16 protein-coding genes and 2 pseudogenes are annotated in these 15,524 nt (G+C 71.8%); 7 read left to right on the forward strand and 11 right to left on the reverse strand.

All coding sequences use genetic code 11. The features are described 5' to 3' along the window. Positions 1-21 precede the first annotated feature (21 nt). The gene (locus tag RND61_RS05145) at positions 22-423 is read right to left on the reverse strand and encodes a chorismate mutase (protein WP_315876482.1); all 402 of its coding nucleotides are present in this window, start codon (positions 421-423) and stop codon (positions 22-24) included. A gap of 226 nt (positions 424-649) precedes the next feature. Continuing rightward, positions 650-1,423: a S1 family peptidase gene (locus RND61_RS05150; RefSeq protein WP_315876483.1), complete on the reverse strand. Its 774-nt coding sequence runs from the start codon at positions 1,421-1,423 to the stop codon at positions 650-652. A 222-nt stretch (positions 1,424-1,645) separates the two neighbouring features. Here RND61_RS05150 and RND61_RS05155 point away from each other — a divergent pair, with 222 nt between their 5' ends. Next, positions 1,646-2,563, forward strand: a complete 918-nt coding sequence (locus RND61_RS05155; RefSeq protein WP_315876484.1) for a hypothetical protein — start codon at positions 1,646-1,648, stop codon at positions 2,561-2,563. Positions 2,564-2,623: 60 nt separating this feature from the next. After that, positions 2,624-4,135 carry an ankyrin repeat domain-containing protein gene (locus RND61_RS05160; RefSeq protein WP_315876485.1) on the forward strand — a complete coding sequence of 504 codons (1,512 nt, stop codon included), beginning with the start codon at positions 2,624-2,626 and terminating at the stop codon, positions 4,133-4,135. 343 nt (positions 4,136-4,478) lie between these two features. On the opposite strand, the gene RND61_RS05165 is transcribed toward RND61_RS05160, so the two are convergent. The 4 genes and pseudogenes from RND61_RS05165 to RND61_RS05180 all read right to left on the reverse strand — a co-directional run bounded on the left by RND61_RS05165 (position 4,479) and on the right by RND61_RS05180 (position 7,624). Further along, positions 4,479-5,051: a MazG-like family protein gene (locus tag RND61_RS05165; RefSeq protein ID WP_315876486.1), complete on the reverse strand. Its 573-nt coding sequence runs from the start codon at positions 5,049-5,051 to the stop codon at positions 4,479-4,481. A gap of 29 nt (positions 5,052-5,080) precedes the next feature. After that, positions 5,081-5,890 (reverse strand): endonuclease/exonuclease/phosphatase family protein, encoded by an 810-nt coding sequence (locus tag RND61_RS05170; RefSeq protein ID WP_391652882.1) that lies wholly within the window; start codon positions 5,888-5,890, stop codon positions 5,081-5,083. A 52-nt stretch (positions 5,891-5,942) separates the two neighbouring features. Continuing rightward, positions 5,943-6,560, reverse strand: a pseudogene (gene tmk, locus RND61_RS05175) (dTMP kinase); the annotation flags it as partial. Continuing rightward, positions 6,506-7,624, reverse strand: coding sequence for a radical SAM protein (locus RND61_RS05180; protein WP_315876488.1), 1,119 nt, complete (start codon positions 7,622-7,624; stop codon positions 6,506-6,508). The pseudogene tmk and the gene RND61_RS05180, both read right to left, overlap by 55 nt. Before the next feature lie 1,141 nt (positions 7,625-8,765). Here RND61_RS05180 and RND61_RS05185 point away from each other — a divergent pair. Continuing rightward, the gene (locus RND61_RS05185; protein WP_315876489.1) at positions 8,766-10,073 is read left to right on the forward strand and encodes a helix-turn-helix transcriptional regulator; all 1,308 of its coding nucleotides are present in this window, start codon (positions 8,766-8,768) and stop codon (positions 10,071-10,073) included. Here the strand turns inward: RND61_RS05185 and cutA are convergent. The 4 genes from cutA to RND61_RS05205 all read right to left on the reverse strand — a co-directional run bounded on the left by cutA (position 10,070) and on the right by RND61_RS05205 (position 12,555). Further along, positions 10,070-10,399 carry a divalent-cation tolerance protein CutA gene (gene cutA, locus RND61_RS05190; RefSeq protein ID WP_315876490.1) on the reverse strand — a complete coding sequence of 110 codons (330 nt, stop codon included), beginning with the start codon at positions 10,397-10,399 and terminating at the stop codon, positions 10,070-10,072. The two genes, RND61_RS05185 and cutA, sit on opposite strands and share 4 nt — an antisense overlap. A 56-nt stretch (positions 10,400-10,455) precedes the next feature. Then, complete coding sequence (locus RND61_RS05195) at positions 10,456-11,340, reverse strand: IS982 family transposase (protein ID WP_315876491.1); 885 nt, start codon at positions 11,338-11,340, stop codon at positions 10,456-10,458. A gap of 172 nt (positions 11,341-11,512) precedes the next feature. Then, positions 11,513-11,719: a DUF397 domain-containing protein gene (locus tag RND61_RS05200; protein WP_315876492.1), complete on the reverse strand. Its 207-nt coding sequence runs from the start codon at positions 11,717-11,719 to the stop codon at positions 11,513-11,515. Next, positions 11,716-12,555: a helix-turn-helix domain-containing protein gene (locus RND61_RS05205; protein ID WP_315876493.1), complete on the reverse strand. Its 840-nt coding sequence runs from the start codon at positions 12,553-12,555 to the stop codon at positions 11,716-11,718. The genes RND61_RS05200 and RND61_RS05205 overlap by 4 nt, the downstream gene beginning before the upstream one ends. A 668-nt stretch (positions 12,556-13,223) precedes the next feature. Here RND61_RS05205 and RND61_RS05215 point away from each other — a divergent pair. The 4 genes from RND61_RS05215 (at position 13,224) to RND61_RS05230 (ending at position 15,282) form a co-directional block, all read left to right on the forward strand. Then, positions 13,224-13,727, forward strand: a complete 504-nt coding sequence (locus tag RND61_RS05215) for a hypothetical protein (RefSeq protein ID WP_315876496.1) — start codon at positions 13,224-13,226, stop codon at positions 13,725-13,727. A gap of 274 nt (positions 13,728-14,001) precedes the next feature. Further along, complete coding sequence (locus RND61_RS05220; protein ID WP_315876497.1) at positions 14,002-14,163, forward strand: hypothetical protein; 162 nt, start codon at positions 14,002-14,004, stop codon at positions 14,161-14,163. 216 nt (positions 14,164-14,379) lie between these two features. Next, positions 14,380-14,724: a hypothetical protein gene (locus RND61_RS05225; protein WP_315876498.1), complete on the forward strand. Its 345-nt coding sequence runs from the start codon at positions 14,380-14,382 to the stop codon at positions 14,722-14,724. Between the two features lie 57 nt (positions 14,725-14,781). Then, complete coding sequence (locus RND61_RS05230; RefSeq protein ID WP_315876499.1) at positions 14,782-15,282, forward strand: GNAT family N-acetyltransferase; 501 nt, start codon at positions 14,782-14,784, stop codon at positions 15,280-15,282. Between the two features lie 4 nt (positions 15,283-15,286). On the opposite strand, the pseudogene RND61_RS05235 reads toward RND61_RS05230, so the two are convergent. Further along, positions 15,287-15,442: pseudogene (locus tag RND61_RS05235) on the reverse strand (IS5 family transposase); the annotation flags it as partial. Between the last annotated feature and the right edge of the window lie 82 nt (positions 15,443-15,524).

Consider the following 15,524-nt stretch of genomic DNA (forward strand, 5'->3'; position numbering starts at 1 on the left):
AAGCGTCAGTCGTGGGGCGCGTCAGGGGCGGGGGGCGCCCCCGGTGGTGTTGTCGGCGTTGTCGGTGTCGTCCGTGCGGTCCGCTGTGTGGGGTTCGACGGCGATGCGTTCGTGGTGGCGGATGACCTCGGCGATGATGAAGTTGAGGAGTTTCTCGGCGAAGGCCGGGTCGAGGTGGGCGGTCTCGGCGAGCTGGCGGAGGCGGGCGATCTGACGGGCTTCGCGGGCGGGGTCGGCCGGGGGCAGGTGGTGGCGGGCCTTGAGGAGGCCGACCTGCTGGGTGCACTTGAACCGCTCGGCCAGCATGTGGACGACGGCCGCGTCGATGTTGTCGATGCTCTCGCGGAGGCGGGTCAGTTCGGCGGTGACGGTGTCGTCCATGTCGCGCGTGTCGCTCTTGTCGCTCGTGTCGCTCGTGCTCATGCCCGCGAGCTTAGACGGGTCGCCGGGGGGTGGGGCGGGGGTGTTCGGGATGCGGTCAGCGGGGCGGGTGGGGGTGGGGGGGCGGCGTGTGCGGGGGTGCGGGCCGGGGGCGCGACCCGGGGGCGGGTGAGGGGGTACGGCGGGGTGAGGGGGTACGACGGGAGGCAGGCCCGCGGTGGTGGCGGGCCTGCCTCGTGTCGGGCGCGTCGCCGGACGCGTCAGGGGGTCACAGGGTGGCGGCCGCCGACTTGATGGCGGAGGCGAAGGTGGAGACCTCGGTGTACACGCCCGGGTAGTTCGGCCGGGCGCAGCCGTAGCCCCAGCTGACGATGCCGACCTGGATCCAGGCGCCGTTGGCGTCGCGGCGGAACATGGGTCCGCCGGAGTCGCCCTGGCACGTGTCGACGCCGCCGCTGGTGTAGCCGGCGCACAGTTCCTCGGAGGCGATCAGGTCGCTGTAGGACTGCCGGCAGGTGGTGTCGGAGACGAACGGCACCTCGGCCTTGAGGAGGTAGCGCTGCTGGCTGCCGCCCTCGCGGTTGGCGCCCCAGCCGGCGATGGTGAAGGTGCCGCTGTTGTAGGTGGTGGTGGTGGCGATGTCGAGGGTGGGCAGGTTGATCGGCTGGGCGAGCTTGATCAGGGCCCAGTCCTTGCCCGAGCCGTTGTAGCCGGGGGCCTGGAGGACCTTGGTGGAGCGGACCTTGATCGCGGAGGTGCTCTGGAGGTCGACCACGCCGGCGGTGGCGGTGATGCTGGTGTTGTTGCCGGAGCCGCTGACGCAGTGGGCGGCGGTGAGCACGATCTGCTGGGTGAGCAGGGAGCCGCCGCAGCCCATGGAGAGCCGGACCATCCAGGGGAACTCCCCCTGGGCCGCGCGCGTGCCGCCGACGACGGGCGCGGGGGCGGCGGAGGCGTTGGTGGGCTGGAGGCTGACCGCGGCGAGCACGACCGCGCCGACCGCGGCGAATCTCTTCAGAGCACGTACCAGTGTTTTCTTCAACTGCCTTCCCTTCGTGGGGGGTTGATGCCTTGCGCACCTCGGGCCACACGTTTGGGTGTCATGAGCCCGTCAAGACATGGACGGGATTATCCGGAGGGCCGCGCGAAGGACACAAGCCCGTCTTTTCGGCCACGCACCGGCCGCCGGGGGCGGACGGTCCGCCGGCGCGGCCACCGCCGTACCGTGGAAGGGGGGTCGGCGTCGTGCTTGGGGGTACCGGACGTGGCGAACGGCAGAGCGGGCGGGGCCGGCGGCGACGTCGTCCACGGCTTCCCGCACCTCGGCACGGTACGGGCGGCGATCACCGCGCTGTACCGGCGGATCACGCCCGACGGCCTCCACGCGTACGCCGGCAGCGTCGCCCCCGCCGACGTCGCCTTCGCCGACACCGACGACCTGCACCTGGGCGCGCACCGGGCGGCCCGGGCGCTGGTGCGCCAGCTGCGGCTCCCGGAGGCGCGGGTGATCGTGACCTTCCGGCCGATGGAGCACGCGGCGAGCGTCGAGCTGGCGGCGGGGCCGGAGTACTTCGTCGAGCTGAACGACCGGTTCCGCACGCACCGCCGGGACATCGGCGCCGCCCTCGCCCACGAGATCACCCACGTGCTGCTGCACCGCCTGGGCCTGGCCTTCCCCGACACGCGGGACAACGAGATCCTCACCGACACCGCCACCGCGTACCTGGGCGCCGGATGGCTGCTGCTGGATGCCTACCGGGAGGACGCGGTGTCGAGCCAGAAGCTCGGCTACCTGACCCCGGAGGAGTTCGGGTACGTGCTGGCCAAGCGGGCGCGGGTGTTCGGCGAGGACCCCTCGCCGTGGTTCACCAGCCCGCAGGCGTACGAGGCGTACGGGCGCGGCCTCCAGGAGGCGCTGCTCGACGAGCGGCGGCCCCCGCTGGTGGCCGCGGGCCGGGCGGGGCGGCACCGGTACGCGAAGGAGCGGCGGCGGTACGCACAGGGCGACCCGGACGCCGCCGCGCCGGCCGGGGCCGGGTACGCCTTCGAGGGCGGGGGCGGGGGCGCGCTGCGGGTGTCGTTCCCGTGCCCGACGTGCCGGCAGCGCGTGCGGATCCCGGTGCGGGGGCGGGTGCGGGCGCGGTGCGGGCTGTGCCGCACGGTGCTGGAGTGCGACACGTGAGGGGCCTGTTCGGGGGTGCGATTGCTTGCGGGCGGGCGGCGCGCGGGTGAGGGTCGGGGTATGACGATGGTGCCCGCCCCTGTTCACGAGGATCTGTTCGAGGCCGTCCACGGAGGTGACGACGACGCCGTGGTGCGGCTGCTCAGGTCGGGCGCGCCCGCCGAGGCCACCGACGAGGACGGCGGGACCGCCCTGTACACCGCCGCGGTGGGCGGCCGCACCGGGATCGTGCGGCTGTTGCTGGCCGCCGGGGCCGACCCGGGGCGGGGCAGCGGCGAGAAGGGCGGCGACCTGCCGCTGTGCGGCGCCGCGTGCCACGGCCACACGGAGACGGTGCGGGCGCTGCTGGCGGCGGGGGCGTGGCCCGATCAGCGCGAGGAGTTCGGGTACACGGCGCTGGCCTGGGCGGTGCGCCAGGGGTACGCCGGCACGGTGCGGGCGCTGCTGGAGTACGGTGCCGACCCGGGCGCCGCCGGACCGGACGGGGCCGTTCCGCTGGTGGCGGCGGCGCGGCGCGGGTCGGTGCCGGTGGTGCGGGCGCTGCTGGAGCGGGGCGCGCCGGGGCGGGAGGAGGCGCTGGCGGAGGCCCGGGCGTGGCTGGGCGTGGACGTGGAGCGCGTCCTGCGGGACGGGTTGGTGGAGGCGTACGGGGGCGGGATCGAGACCGTGACGCGGCGCATCCCGGAGGACGGCGGCGTGACGGTCGTCGTGGAGGCCCTGCGGGACGGGCGGCCGGTCGCGGGGCGCGAGCTGCAGACCGGGCACGCCGCGATCGCCACGCTGCTGGAGGCCGCCCTGGGCGAGCGCCCGCCGTACGAGGAGCTGGCCGGGCGGGCGCTGCGCTGCGGCGACCCGGCGCTGGACGACTGGACGGAGGCCGCGGAGGCGCTGGGGCGGCGCGGGGACGAGGAGACGTTCGCTGCGGCAGCCGCGTGGTGCGCGGACGGGGACCCGCTGCGGCAGGCGTTCGGCGCGGACGTGCTGGCCCGGCTCACCACCTCGGGCGGGCGCGCCGGGGCGTTCGCCGCGCGGGCGGTGCCGGTGCTGCGGGAGCTGGCCCGGGAGGCCCGGGAAGCCGACGTGGTCCTCGCCGTGGTGCGGGCGCTCGGGGCGCAGGGCGACGCGGCGGTGCTGCCCGACGTGCTGCGGCACGCCGTCCACCCGGACGCGCGGGTACGGCGCGGGGTCGCCGTGGCCGTGACCGGCCTCGTCCCGGAGGGGCACCGGGAGGGGGTGGCCGCGCTGGTGGCGCTGGCCCGCGACGGGGACGCGGCGGTGCGCGCGGCGGCGGTGCACGCCCTGGCGGTGGCCCCGGACGACTCCCCCACCGTACGGGGGGCCCTGGCCGCCCGGCTGGACGACGAGGAGCCGGACCCGGCCGTCGCCGCGGAGGCCGCGCGCGGCCTGGCGGCCCGCCGGGACGACCGCGCCGCGGACGCGCTGGAGCGGCTGCTGGCGACGGCGGACCCGGACGGGCGCGCGTACGCCGTCGCGCTGGCCGCCCTGGAACACGTACCCGACGAGGCGGTGCGCCTCCGCCTGGAGTCGACCCTCCCGCGCCACCGCGGCTGAGCGGACCACGACGGCGACCGGCCTCGCCGCCGCAGGGACGGGGCCCGGACGGAGGCGGGGCGGACGCCGGGCGGGCGGCCGGCCCCGGACGGCGGGCGGCGGAGGGCGGACGGCGGGCGGACGGGCCCGGACGGCGGGCGGGCGGACGCCGAACAGGTGGGCGCCGAGCGGACGGGTGCCGGGCTCCCGCCATACTCCCGTCACTGGGGTGCGGCGGGGCTTCTGCCGTTCTGACCTACCGCGGACACAAGGGTGCCCCACCATGCATCGCACGGTAGGGCATCCCCTGACGCTGTGCGCTGGGGCGGGTGCTCAGGCAGCCGGGGCCGAGGCATGTCCGGGCCTAGGCGGCGACCCGCTCCACGAGGAACCGGAGCCGTTCGTCCACCGTCTTCCATGCATCGCCGGTGAGGTCGTCCAGCGCGGCGGCGGCCGTGAGGATGAGCTCACCGAGGCGCGCCTCCACGTCCCCCCACGTGTGCGTCACCTCGACCGCCTCACCGCGCGGGCCGGTGCCCAGCGCGCCGTACACAGCGGTGGCGACCGCACCCATGCCGCCGCTGATCGCGAGGACCTGGAGGAGCCGGATGTCCCCGGCCGCCGTGGTCTCGTCCACCGTACGGCTCTGGAGCTGATGCCCCATCACCGCCGCGCCGTCCCCGCTCACCGTGTCCAGAGCGACCCCGGCCGTCACGATGACGTCCGCGAGCTCCGACGCCACGTCGCCCCACCCGTGTGACGCACCCTTCCGCGGGTTCGCGCCGAGCGCCCCGTGCAGGGCCTCCGCGACCTCGCCCAGCTCCTCGCTGATTTTGAGCACGCGCAGGAGCCTGGCGTCCTCCACCGACGTCGGGGCCGCATCCGAATCGAGCCACTTCCGCAGCCGCGTCACGTGCTCCCAGGTCTCAACCTTCATGCCGTCCTCCTCGGGCGGGTGGTGCAGGGTCAGAACAGCGTCGGTGCCGCGAGTTCCGCGGCGGCCGGGTCGGTCACGTCGAGGGGCGCCGTGGCGTTGAGCGCCAGGGCGACCGTGAGGGCGGAGTGGTCCGTGAGCCGGTCCTCGTGGGTGCGCGGCTCGTGCACGTACCGGCAGCCCGTCACGTGGCGCGTGAGGGGTCCGGAGACGTGGGCGTGGTCGTAGCGGTAGCCGTCGCCGGTGCGCCCCACCCAGGAGTACTCCAGGGCGTCCGGCGCCAGGAGGCGGAAGGCATCCACGTACCCGGCTGCGGCGAGCCCGGTGTAGAACCCGTACTCCCAGGCCTTGAACGTCGAGTACCGGGGCGTGTGATCCGGTTCCAGGATGTTGAAGTCCCCGAGGACCAGGCGGTGGCCGGCCTTCCCGGTGGGCAGGGCGGCGGCCAGGCCCGCCAGGAACGTGCGCTTCCTGGTGACCTTCGCCTCCGTGGCGTCCCGGGACGGCACGTACACCCCCACGACCTCCAGCGGCCCCGTGCCGGTCTCCACGGTCACCGCGGCCACCCGGTGCGGGAGGTAGTCCACCGGCAACCGGAGCGGGCCCATGGCGAGGCGGGAGACGATCATCACGCCCCGCTCCCGGGTGCCGTGCGGAGGCCGGGGGAAGGTCACCGAGTAGCCGGCCCGTTCGAACCGCTCGGCCAGGTACTCACACCCCGCGCTGAGCGCCGTCTCCGTGAGGACGAGCACCGGCTCCGGCCGCTGCGCCAGGTACCGGAGCTGTCTCTCCGCGCGCTCCCGGGACGGGTTGTTGAGGTTGAACGTGAGCACGTCCAGCATGGTGCGGCTGGTCCTTCCGGAGTCGAGTGACCGTGGAGACGATCGCGCGGGCGACCTCTTCGGCCGGCGTCTGGGTGGCATCCACGTCCAGGACGCGTTGTCCCTTGCCGCGTAGGAACTTAGCGGCCTCCGCGAAGTAGGCGCACTCCACGCGGCTGGAGCCCTCGGCGCGTTCGTACCGGGAGTGCGCGCCCCGCGCGGTGAGCCTGGCCTCGATCACGACCGGATCACCGCTCACCACCACGGTCAGGTCCGGCTGAAGGACCCGTTCGTTGAGGAGCCACACGAATTCCCGGTCAACGCCGTCCATGCACTGCAGCGCGAGGCTACTGGCGATGTACCGGTCACAGACCACGACGTCCCCGCGCTCCAGGGCGGGCTGGATCTCCTCGCCGTGCTTGAAGCGGTCGGCGGCGATGAGGCACGCCATGGCCTCGCCCTGGTAGTCGTCCGTGCCGTGCCGCGCGAGGTTGCCCAGGGTGGTGTCCGTGGGCTCCCGGGTCGCGAGCACGGGCACGCCCTCCGCCCGAAGGAGGTGGGCCACGAGAGCCGTGACCGTTGACTTCCCGACTCCGCCCGGGCCCTCGACGGCGACCAGGAGGCCGCGGTCCCCGGTCACGAGACACCGACCAGGGGCAGGACGCGGGTCTGGCGCGGGACCACCGGGCACTGTTCCGTGTCCACCGCGCCGATCCGTTCGCCGGCGGCCACCACAGCGGCCGGGCAGCCCTTCCCGCACGAGGGCGAGAGGGAGCACGCGCCGCACGTCGAGTTCCCCCCGAGGTCCCACCGGTCGGAGAACTTGCCGTACGCGTCCAACCGCGCCGCGATGTCGTCGTGTTCCCATACGTTGCCCACGAGGAAGTCCGTGTCAGGGTGCTGGGAGACGTTCGTCCGGGCCGCGAACACCAGGTACGGGCAGATCGCCACGCCGCCGTCCGTGAACACGTAGACGATGGTGCCGGCCTCGCAGCCCGCGAGCGGCTTGCCCTCCGTGTTCGGGAACCGGATGTTCACCATTTCGAGCTCGTCGCCGGCCGCCTCCGCGGTCATGGCGGCGATGTCCCGCATTCGGTCCTCTGGGGTGCGGAGCTTGCCCTGCGCCCTCTTCGACGCTCCCCGGCCCATCGAGCCGAGGGGGTTCATGAGGACGTACGTGGCACCGTGCTCCCGGGCGAACTGGACCAGCTCCCGGTACTCGCGGTCCTGCGCCAGGTTGTTCGGCGTGCACAGGAGGCCCTGGAGGATGCCGGCGCGGGCGAACCGCCGGATGGTGTCCACCGTCTCGGCGAAGCACCCTTCGAGCTTGCGGAACGTGTCGTGCGACTCCGGCGCGAACCCGTCCAGGCTGACGTTCATGTGGACGTCCAGCTCCGCCAGGGCGGCGATCGTCTCGTCGGAGCACATCGTGCCGTTGGTGCAGACGCCCACCGACATCCCGGCGGCGCGGAACAGGGCGACGATCTCCAGGAGGTCCGGGTGCATCATCGGTTCCCCGCCGGTGATCGTGACCTTCGTGACGCGGGCCTCGGTGAGCTGCGGGACCAGCTTGTCCCGGACGTTGTCCACCGACATGTACTTACCGCGCTTCGTCGCCACCACGAAGCAGTGGTCACACAGCGCGTTGCACGGCTCGCAGATCTGCACGAGCGCTTTCCGGTGGGGGGCGTCCACGGTCGTGCGGAAGTAGCAGGAGGCGGCCTGGCCGCCGGTCAGGATGGGGCGCGCGCTCAAAGCGGTCTCCCTCGTGGGTGGATGGTGCCCGGCCCCTCATGGGTCGGGGGGCTGTCCTGCCCGTCACAGCAGGAGCGGCGCCGCCCTCGGGTGCGCCCGGCGTGAGCCGGTACCGGGTGCGCGGGGAAGGTCCCCGCCGGGGGCGGAAGTCTCAGGTGTCTCGTCTGGCGCTGTAGTCGGCCACCAGGGCCTCCAGGCGCCGGATGCAGGGTTCGCACGCGTGGAACGGGCCGGCGCCGTGGTCCTCGCTGTGGACCGGGCCACATGACCGGGAGGCCGGCGCCGTCGCACCTCCAGCACTGGCCGATGACCCACACCAGCCGGCGGCCAGTGTCCGGCTGGTCCGGGAGCTTCACCGAAAGATCCCGTAGGCGAGGGCGCACATGATGGTGACCAGCGCGACCAGGTACGCGACCGCTTGTCGGTGCTGCGCGGTCCTCGCGTCCTAGCGGTCCGGGTTGTCGGGGAGCGTCACCGGCCGGCCTCCGCCCCGGCGAGCCCGGCCCGGGCCGTCTCTTCCATGTGCCCGCTCACGCCGTTGCCTCCTTCGACCCACGTGCGTGGAAGCAGGGTTTGCAGGCGTACCAGCTCCAGCCGGGCCCGCTGTCCTGGTGCCCCCATGCCACGAGCACGACGTCCGCTGTTACGGCGTTGCAGTAGCGGCACACCTCCCCCTTCGCCGCGACCTCGTCCAGTGGGCCGATCAGTGTTTCGACCGCGCGGCGCAACATGGCCGGATCGACGTACGGACGGTCCTCCTCCGGAGGCCAGAGCCAGCACATCCCGGTCAAGGTCTTCCGCGGCCCCGGGATGAGGAGTTCGTCTCCGGACCCGTACTGGACAACCCGGATCGCAGCGAGGTCCGGCCAGTCGGCAGTGGCACCCGGAGGCAGCGGCCACACCATGTGTAGGAGGCCGGGATCCTCGAATCCGTGCCCCCACCGGACAGTTGGCTACGCTCATGCACGGCGACTCCTCACAGTCGTCCACGCCCCGGTGCGGCACACCACTGCCCCCGGGGCCTCGACGTTCAGAGTGGAATCCCTGTGAAATCCGCGCGTCCCGCCGCCGGGTATACCCATGATGGGTAGGCACGCCGCAGAGCACGGCGTGCAGCCTTACCGGGCAGGAAGAGACCGCCATGAGCTTTCAGCCTCCGGCCGCGCTCCCGCGTGACCTCCTGGACGACGCTTCCATGCAACACGCTTTGTCCACCCACGACTTCGGCGCGGTGTTCCGCCTCGCACGAGAACGGGCCGGAATCAGTTACTCCCGGATCGCCACCGAGTGCGATATCAAGCCGGAGCGGGTCGGCACGCTGGCACGCGATCAGGGCCGCATCAGCAGCTTCGGCAAAATCGTTCAGATCGCGGACGCCCTACGGGTGCCCGGTCACATGGTCGGTCTCGCTCCCCGACCGTGGGAGGCGGAGTCCGCTCCTGCTTCACAGGACTGGACTGGACCCGACTTGCACCGCCGCACCGTTCTCCAGGTGGCCACCGCCTCCGGCCTGGCCGCCGCGCTCCCCGCCCTCCACCACGCCGCCCCGCCGGCCCGCATCACGAACTCCTACGTGGACCGCCTCCGGGAGCGCACCGCCCGCCTCCGCCGCCTGGATGACATCCTCGGCGGTGGCGACACCTACTGCGTGTACCTCGCGGAGGTCCAGCGCACGAAAGCCGTCCTCCACCGCGGCTCCTTCGCCGGTGAGGACGCACGCCTCCGGCTCACCTCGCTCCTGGCCGAGCAGGCCCAGCAGGCCGGGTGGGCCGCCTTCGACGGAGGCCGCGGGAAGGAGGCGGCCTCCCTCTACGAGGAGAGCCGCACGTACGCCCAGGAGGCCGGGGACGCCGATCTCTACGGCAACTCGTTGGCCTTCCTCGCGTACGGCGCCCTCGCCCACGACCGGCGGACCGCAGTGACCTTCGCCCGGGCCTCCTGCGCCACCATCACGGACAGGACGCCGGCCTCCGTCCGGGCGTTGCTCTATGAACGGCTCGCGTGGGCGTGCGCGGTGGACGGCCAGCCGGCCGGGACGGAGGCCGCGCTTGCCTCGGCCCAGGAGGCCCTGGAGACCGCCCAGGACGGCGAGCCGCAACCGGACTGGTCGGTCTGGGTGGACCGCACGGAGCTGGGCATCATGACGGGCCGCTGCTGGACGGAGCTCCGCCGCCCGCTCCGCGCCGTCCCCGCCCTCACGGACGCCCTCGGCCGGTACCCGGACGAGTACGCCCGGGACAAGTCGCTCTATCTCTCGTGGCTCGCGGAGGCCTACCTCACCGCCGGGGAGGTGGAGGAGGCCGCCGCGACCACGGACCGCGCGCTGGACCTCGCCACGGGCGTCGCGTCCATCCGGCCCATGCAGCGCATCGCGCCCGTCCTGGAGAGCCTGCGCCCCCATGGGCAGCTCCCCGCCGTACGGGCGGTCCTCGATCGCGCGGCCCCCTAGTCCTGCTGCGGGCCCACGGAGCTCTCAATCCACTCCAGGGCCCGCGCGGCGCCGGTCGTGATCGGCGTGGCGATCAACTCGGGGTTGTCCCACGGGTGCTCCGCCAAGAGGTGGGCCTCTAGCTCCGGGTACCGCTCCGCGGTGGTCGTGAGGAGGACCTTGTACTCCTTGCCGGTGCCGTACTCCCCGAGGTGCCAGAACACGCTGGTGACGGGGCCGATCACCTGGGCCCCGGCAGCGAGCCGGGCCTTGACCGCCGAGCCGGCCAGGGCCACGGCGTCCTCTTCGGTGGGCGTGGCGGTCGATACCTGCACGTGATCAGTCATGGTCAGGAGCGTAGCCACCGGGCCGCACGGCCACTAGATGAGTGAGTCCGGTGTTCTCAGTGGTCGTAGGCGATCAGTGATCGTTTGACTGCGGCACCAGTGGTCCAGTTGTGCCAGATGCCGGCGGCGAGGGCGAGGAGTCGTTGACCGGTGCGGGCGAAGACTCCGGCCGGGGTCCTGCCGCCGTGCTGTTCCAGGCTGAGCTGGCCCTTGAGCGTATCGATCACGGCTTCGATCCACTGACGGACGCGGGCGATCTTCCCGTGCCGGACCGGTTCGTCCTTGCGGTCCGGCCGCACGAGACGAGCGCCGAGGCGCTCGGTGCAGAACGCTTCGAACTCCTTCCCGGCGAAGCCCTTGTCCGCGAGGATCACCTGGCCTTGGCGGATGAGGTGATGGTCGCGTTCCAGCAGCGCGGCCATCACCTCCCGCTCGCCGATCTTCGGGTTGGCCAGGCACCAGGTGACGGGCATGCCTTCGGCGGTGGTGACCAGGTAGAGGCGAAAGACCCAAAAGAAGCGAGAGTGGGAGCGGCAATAGCCGTAGCCGCAGTGCCCGGCCAGGTCGGAGCCTTTGACGCTCTCGCGGGAGGCCGCGCAGGGCAGCGGGGTGGAGTCGATCAGCCGCAGGTCGTCGTTCCAGGTGGGTACCTGTCGAGCCAGGGCCTCGATCACGCGGCTGATCAGCGGCCCGGCGGCGTTGAGACGCTTGTTGCAGGCGGACTGTTGAGGCAGGTAGCGGAACAGGTGTCCGAGGCGTGCGTGGGCGAAGCGGATCCAGTGGCGTGCCGAGGGGAAGCCGAGCAGGACTTGGGCGACGGCCAGGCACAGCAGTTCGGCGTCCGTGAGTTTCGGGGGTCGCCCAATCCGGCGACAAGGGGCCACATGGTCGTCGATGAACACGTACAGTGCCGTCAGAAGGGCGTCCAGGTTTGTCTTCACACACTGACCAACGGGCGCCCTTCGCCATGGTCGCGACCAGCACAAACATCGGACTCATTCATCTAGAGGTGCGGCGGGGCTTCTGCCGTTCTGACGTACCGCGGGCACAAGGGTGCCCCACCATGCATCGCACGGTGGGGCACCTCCTGACGCTGTGCGCTGGAGCAGGTGCTCAGGCGACGCCGGCCTCTCCGCGCTTGACACCCTCCACGAAGGAAGAGAACGCCTCGGCGGGGAAGCTCAGGACCGGACCAGCCGGAACCTTCGAGTCACGGACGGGAACCACGCCGCGCGTGGGCACAAGGTCCGTGGCGACCTCCACGCAGTTGCCGCCAGTGTCACTGTAGGAGGACTTGAACCACTGCGGGTTTTCGGTCACGGGTAGCCCTTTCGTACCTCGCGGATCATGTCAACCGTCGCGCTCTGGGGGAGGGCTTCGGCCTGCAACTGATGGTAGGCCGTCAACAGGGGGAACACTGCTGCCGAGTCCCGCTCCAGGTAACCGCGGATCTGCGACTCGGCGTAGGCAACGACGGTCATGTTCGGCATGGTCAACAGGTTTGTCGGAAGGTACAGGGCGCGTTGCTCGCCTATCTCAAAGGGTGCGATTTGGAGAACCGTGTTCGGCCGTTCGGCGAACTCCAACAGGTGGTCAAGCTGCGCCCCCATCGTCCTCGGGCCACCCACCTGCCTCCGGATACAGCTCTCGTCCATCACGACCAGCATCGTCGGTGGGCGATGACGCACGAGCGTAGCCTGCCGCTCCGCCAGGAACGCCACTAGATCGTCAGCCTGGTCGGGCGTCATGGCTCCTCGCCGGGCCTTACTGTCCGCCAGGCAACGGGCGTACTCCGAGGTCTGCAACAGGCCCGGAACAATCCCGGTATCGAACAACCGGAGCTCTACAGCCCGCCCCTCGTGTTCCACGTACTCCGGGAACCCTTCCAACAGCGCACCATGCCGTAGCTCGCGCCACTCGCGTTCGAACGAATCAGCAGTGCCCGCAGTGCCAAAGGCCAAGTCGAGGGCCCGCGAGAAGGGAAGAGTCGGCGGCTTGCGGGCAGTTTCGACGGCTGAAACATGCTTGCTGGAATATGCCGTATGCGCGGCTAAGTCTTCCTGACTCCACGCCCGAGCTTCCCGTAACCTGCGCACCCGTGCGCCGTAGGCCGCTTCCGGACTGCTTTCGGGATCCAGCACTTTGCGGTTGACCACAACCCTTCCTTCCTCCCTGACACGTTGAAGGGTTCTCGACTCTAGGACACGCTGAGCCGCCCTGGTAGTGGAATCACTACGGAGAGGAGCGAAGGTGTCTACTGCCGTTCCCGCAGACGGGTACGAACCCCCACAAGCTCCGGCCCCCGGCACGCTCGTGGTGGACACCAGTTGTGGTGACCGCGTCGGAGAGTTCCGGGAAGTCGTCGGCCCGTGCTGGTCGCTGCGTCCCGTCAGCGGTGGGCCCGCGTGGGAAGCCGCCCCCCAGCACGTCCGTGCGGCCTCCCCCTCCGAGCGACTGCACGCCATAACCGCTCGGCAGAACGCCCGGAGCCGGGGTGAACTGCTGTGAGCCGGGCCCGTGGCCGGTGGGCCGCACTGGCGATGTGGTGGTCCCTGGAAGGGCAGTTCACGCGTCCCGTGCTGTTGCTCAGTGCCCGACGGAGACGAGCTGCCGCGTTCGCTGAAGCTGCCTTTGACGAGCGGTTCGTGCGCGAGCTTCGCCACCAGGTGGGCGCCCTGGCCGCCAGGCGCGCCGCGGAGGAGGAGTGGTGGCGAAGCGCCCTTCCGCAGGTACGGCGCACGGTGTCCGCGCTGGCCCGGGAAGTCGACACGGCATCCGCACTACCGGGTGGGTCGGACACGTACCGCGAGCCGGGAGGCCGGTCATGAGCCCGGAGACGGCGGGCTACGGGTGCGAGGTGCGCGCCGAGGGGCCCGTGTACGGCACGGGGGAAACCGCGCAGTACGTCCTGGGCACCTTCCAGACCATTTCCCCGGTGCTCGCGCTCCGGTGGCTCCGCGGTGAGGCGCTGCGCATCGCGGACCGCCTCGACCCCGACCCGAACCGCTCGGCGTGGGTACGGCCGGCCATGCGCCAAGGTACCGCTGCTGCCCCCGACTGCCCCACCGAGCTTCGGGTGTGGGCCGACGGTCTCGAAGAACAGCGCGCCGCCCGCGAAGGCATCAAGGGCGGGGACCCGCTGTTCGTGGTCGTCCGGGACACGGACTGTGCGTACACCTTGTCCGTCTGGCCGGTCCGGCTTCCCACCAACGACCTCGGTCCGCCGTGGCCCGAGTCGGTGTGCCACCGGGTCGGCGGGGTGTCGCGCCCGCTGTACGTACTCGCCGGGGATCCGTGGAGACAGGGCCGTGCGCCTTACCCGAGCTGAGAAGGCCGCCGCGCGGGAGGCCGCCCGCGCGGACAGAGAAACGATCATCGAGCGGTACCGGGCCGGCGAGTCCGTGCCCCGGATAGCTGCGGACTACGGCGTGACGCAGGGGTGGCTGACGGAGCGCTTCAACGATTGGGGCGTTCCCCGTCGACAGAACCAGGCCGCGCACGCGACCCGGGCTGGTGGACGCATCTATCCGGGGCGCGTGGCTCCCCGGACGTCCGAGGAAGTGCGAAAAGCGCGCGAGAGATTCGACCGGGCTCGGAAAGACGTGATCAAGCGGTACCGGGACGGCGAGTCCGTCGCGTCCCTCGCGCGGGCTTTCCAGATCGACCGGCGGTGGGTGGCGTACCGGCTCGACGACTGGGGCGTGCCCCGCCGCAGCCAGTCCGAGGCCGTGTCCACGCGCCGGCCCGGGGCCCGGCCGCTGTAAGGCCCCCGCCGCACAGGCCCCCGTTCCCGGACAGCACGGGGACCGCGACTCGCTCTGTGGCGGGGGCGGGCACCACTCCGGTCGGCTGTCTGGCTGACGGTCGGCAGCCGGCCGGTCCTTCACCGCTCCGCCGGGAGAACAGGGTGACGGGCAAGGCCAAGAACACGGTTGCCGCCGCCGCGGCAGCCCCTCTCCCCTCCCCCAGGAAGGACACCTGTGCTGCAGTGCACCGCTCTTACCGCCGTCCGGTCTCCGACGGGGGAGATCGGCTACCCCTCGTGCGAACTGGGCGAGAAGCACGACGGAGAACACGCGGAGTGCTGCTGGGAGGAGGACGCGTGGGGCGGAGCGGTCTGGTTCCGCTGGGACGCACTCGGCGGACGTTTCGTCCTGCTGCCCTGGTGCGAGGTCGCCGGGGGCGCGTACGGGGACGCGTGCACGCTGTTCCGGAACCACCCGGCCGCACACTCGTGGAGCGTCGTCGATCCGACTCACGAAGCAGTGCGGCAAGAGCTCGAACGGCAGTACCCCGACTTGTCCCGGGGACCGGAACGACCCTAGGTCGTATACCGAAAGAGCCCGCAGAGAGCCCGGTCCTTCTCGTGTGATGCTGGCGTCATGACTGATCACCGCGAGGTTGCTGTCGTCCGCTGGCCAGGCCAGACCCCTCCGGTCGAGGACGGCCTGGCCGCGCTGCTGGCCGCCTACCATCTTCAGACGGAGGCCGAGAAAGGCGAATCGGTAGCCGACGTGCATGGGCTGCCGGACCGCTACCGGGAAGAGATCACCGACCCCCGGACCGCATTCGCCGACGATGTCGTACTGGTGGCTCTCCTGGACGACGCCGCTGTGGGGTGCCTGGTGGTGACCTCCCCGTACAACGGGCAGTCGGAGATCAAGAGGCTCTGGACCGCGCCGAAGTCCCGTGGCCGTGGCGTTGCCTCGGCCCTGCTCGGCGCTGCGCTCGCCCAGGCCGCGGAGGGCGGGGTGCACACTGTCCGGCTTTCGGTGTGGGAATGGCGGACTGGGGCCATTGCTCTGTACGAACGGCTCGGCTTCGCTGTCACCCAGTCATGGGATGAGCGGGAGCGGTTGGTGTGCATGCAGCGCTCTCTCTGAGTGGTCACAGCCATTCGGTGATGGCCGCGACGAGGATGATCGCCTCGTAACGGACTGCGAGCTTGTCGTACCGAGTGACGACGGCTCGGTGCCTCTTGAGGCGGTTGATCCCGCACTCGACCGCATGACGCTCGCGGTGGTCGACCGGGTCGAAGTGTGGCAACGTCCGGATGGTCAGCCACAGCGGCGCCGGCCCATGCCGACCTGGAAGGCGTGGAGATCACTTTGCTCTGGGCCATCGG

Source organism: Streptomyces tamarix, assembly GCF_032423885.1.
Taxonomy (GTDB): domain Bacteria; phylum Actinomycetota; class Actinomycetes; order Streptomycetales; family Streptomycetaceae; genus Streptomyces; species Streptomyces tamarix.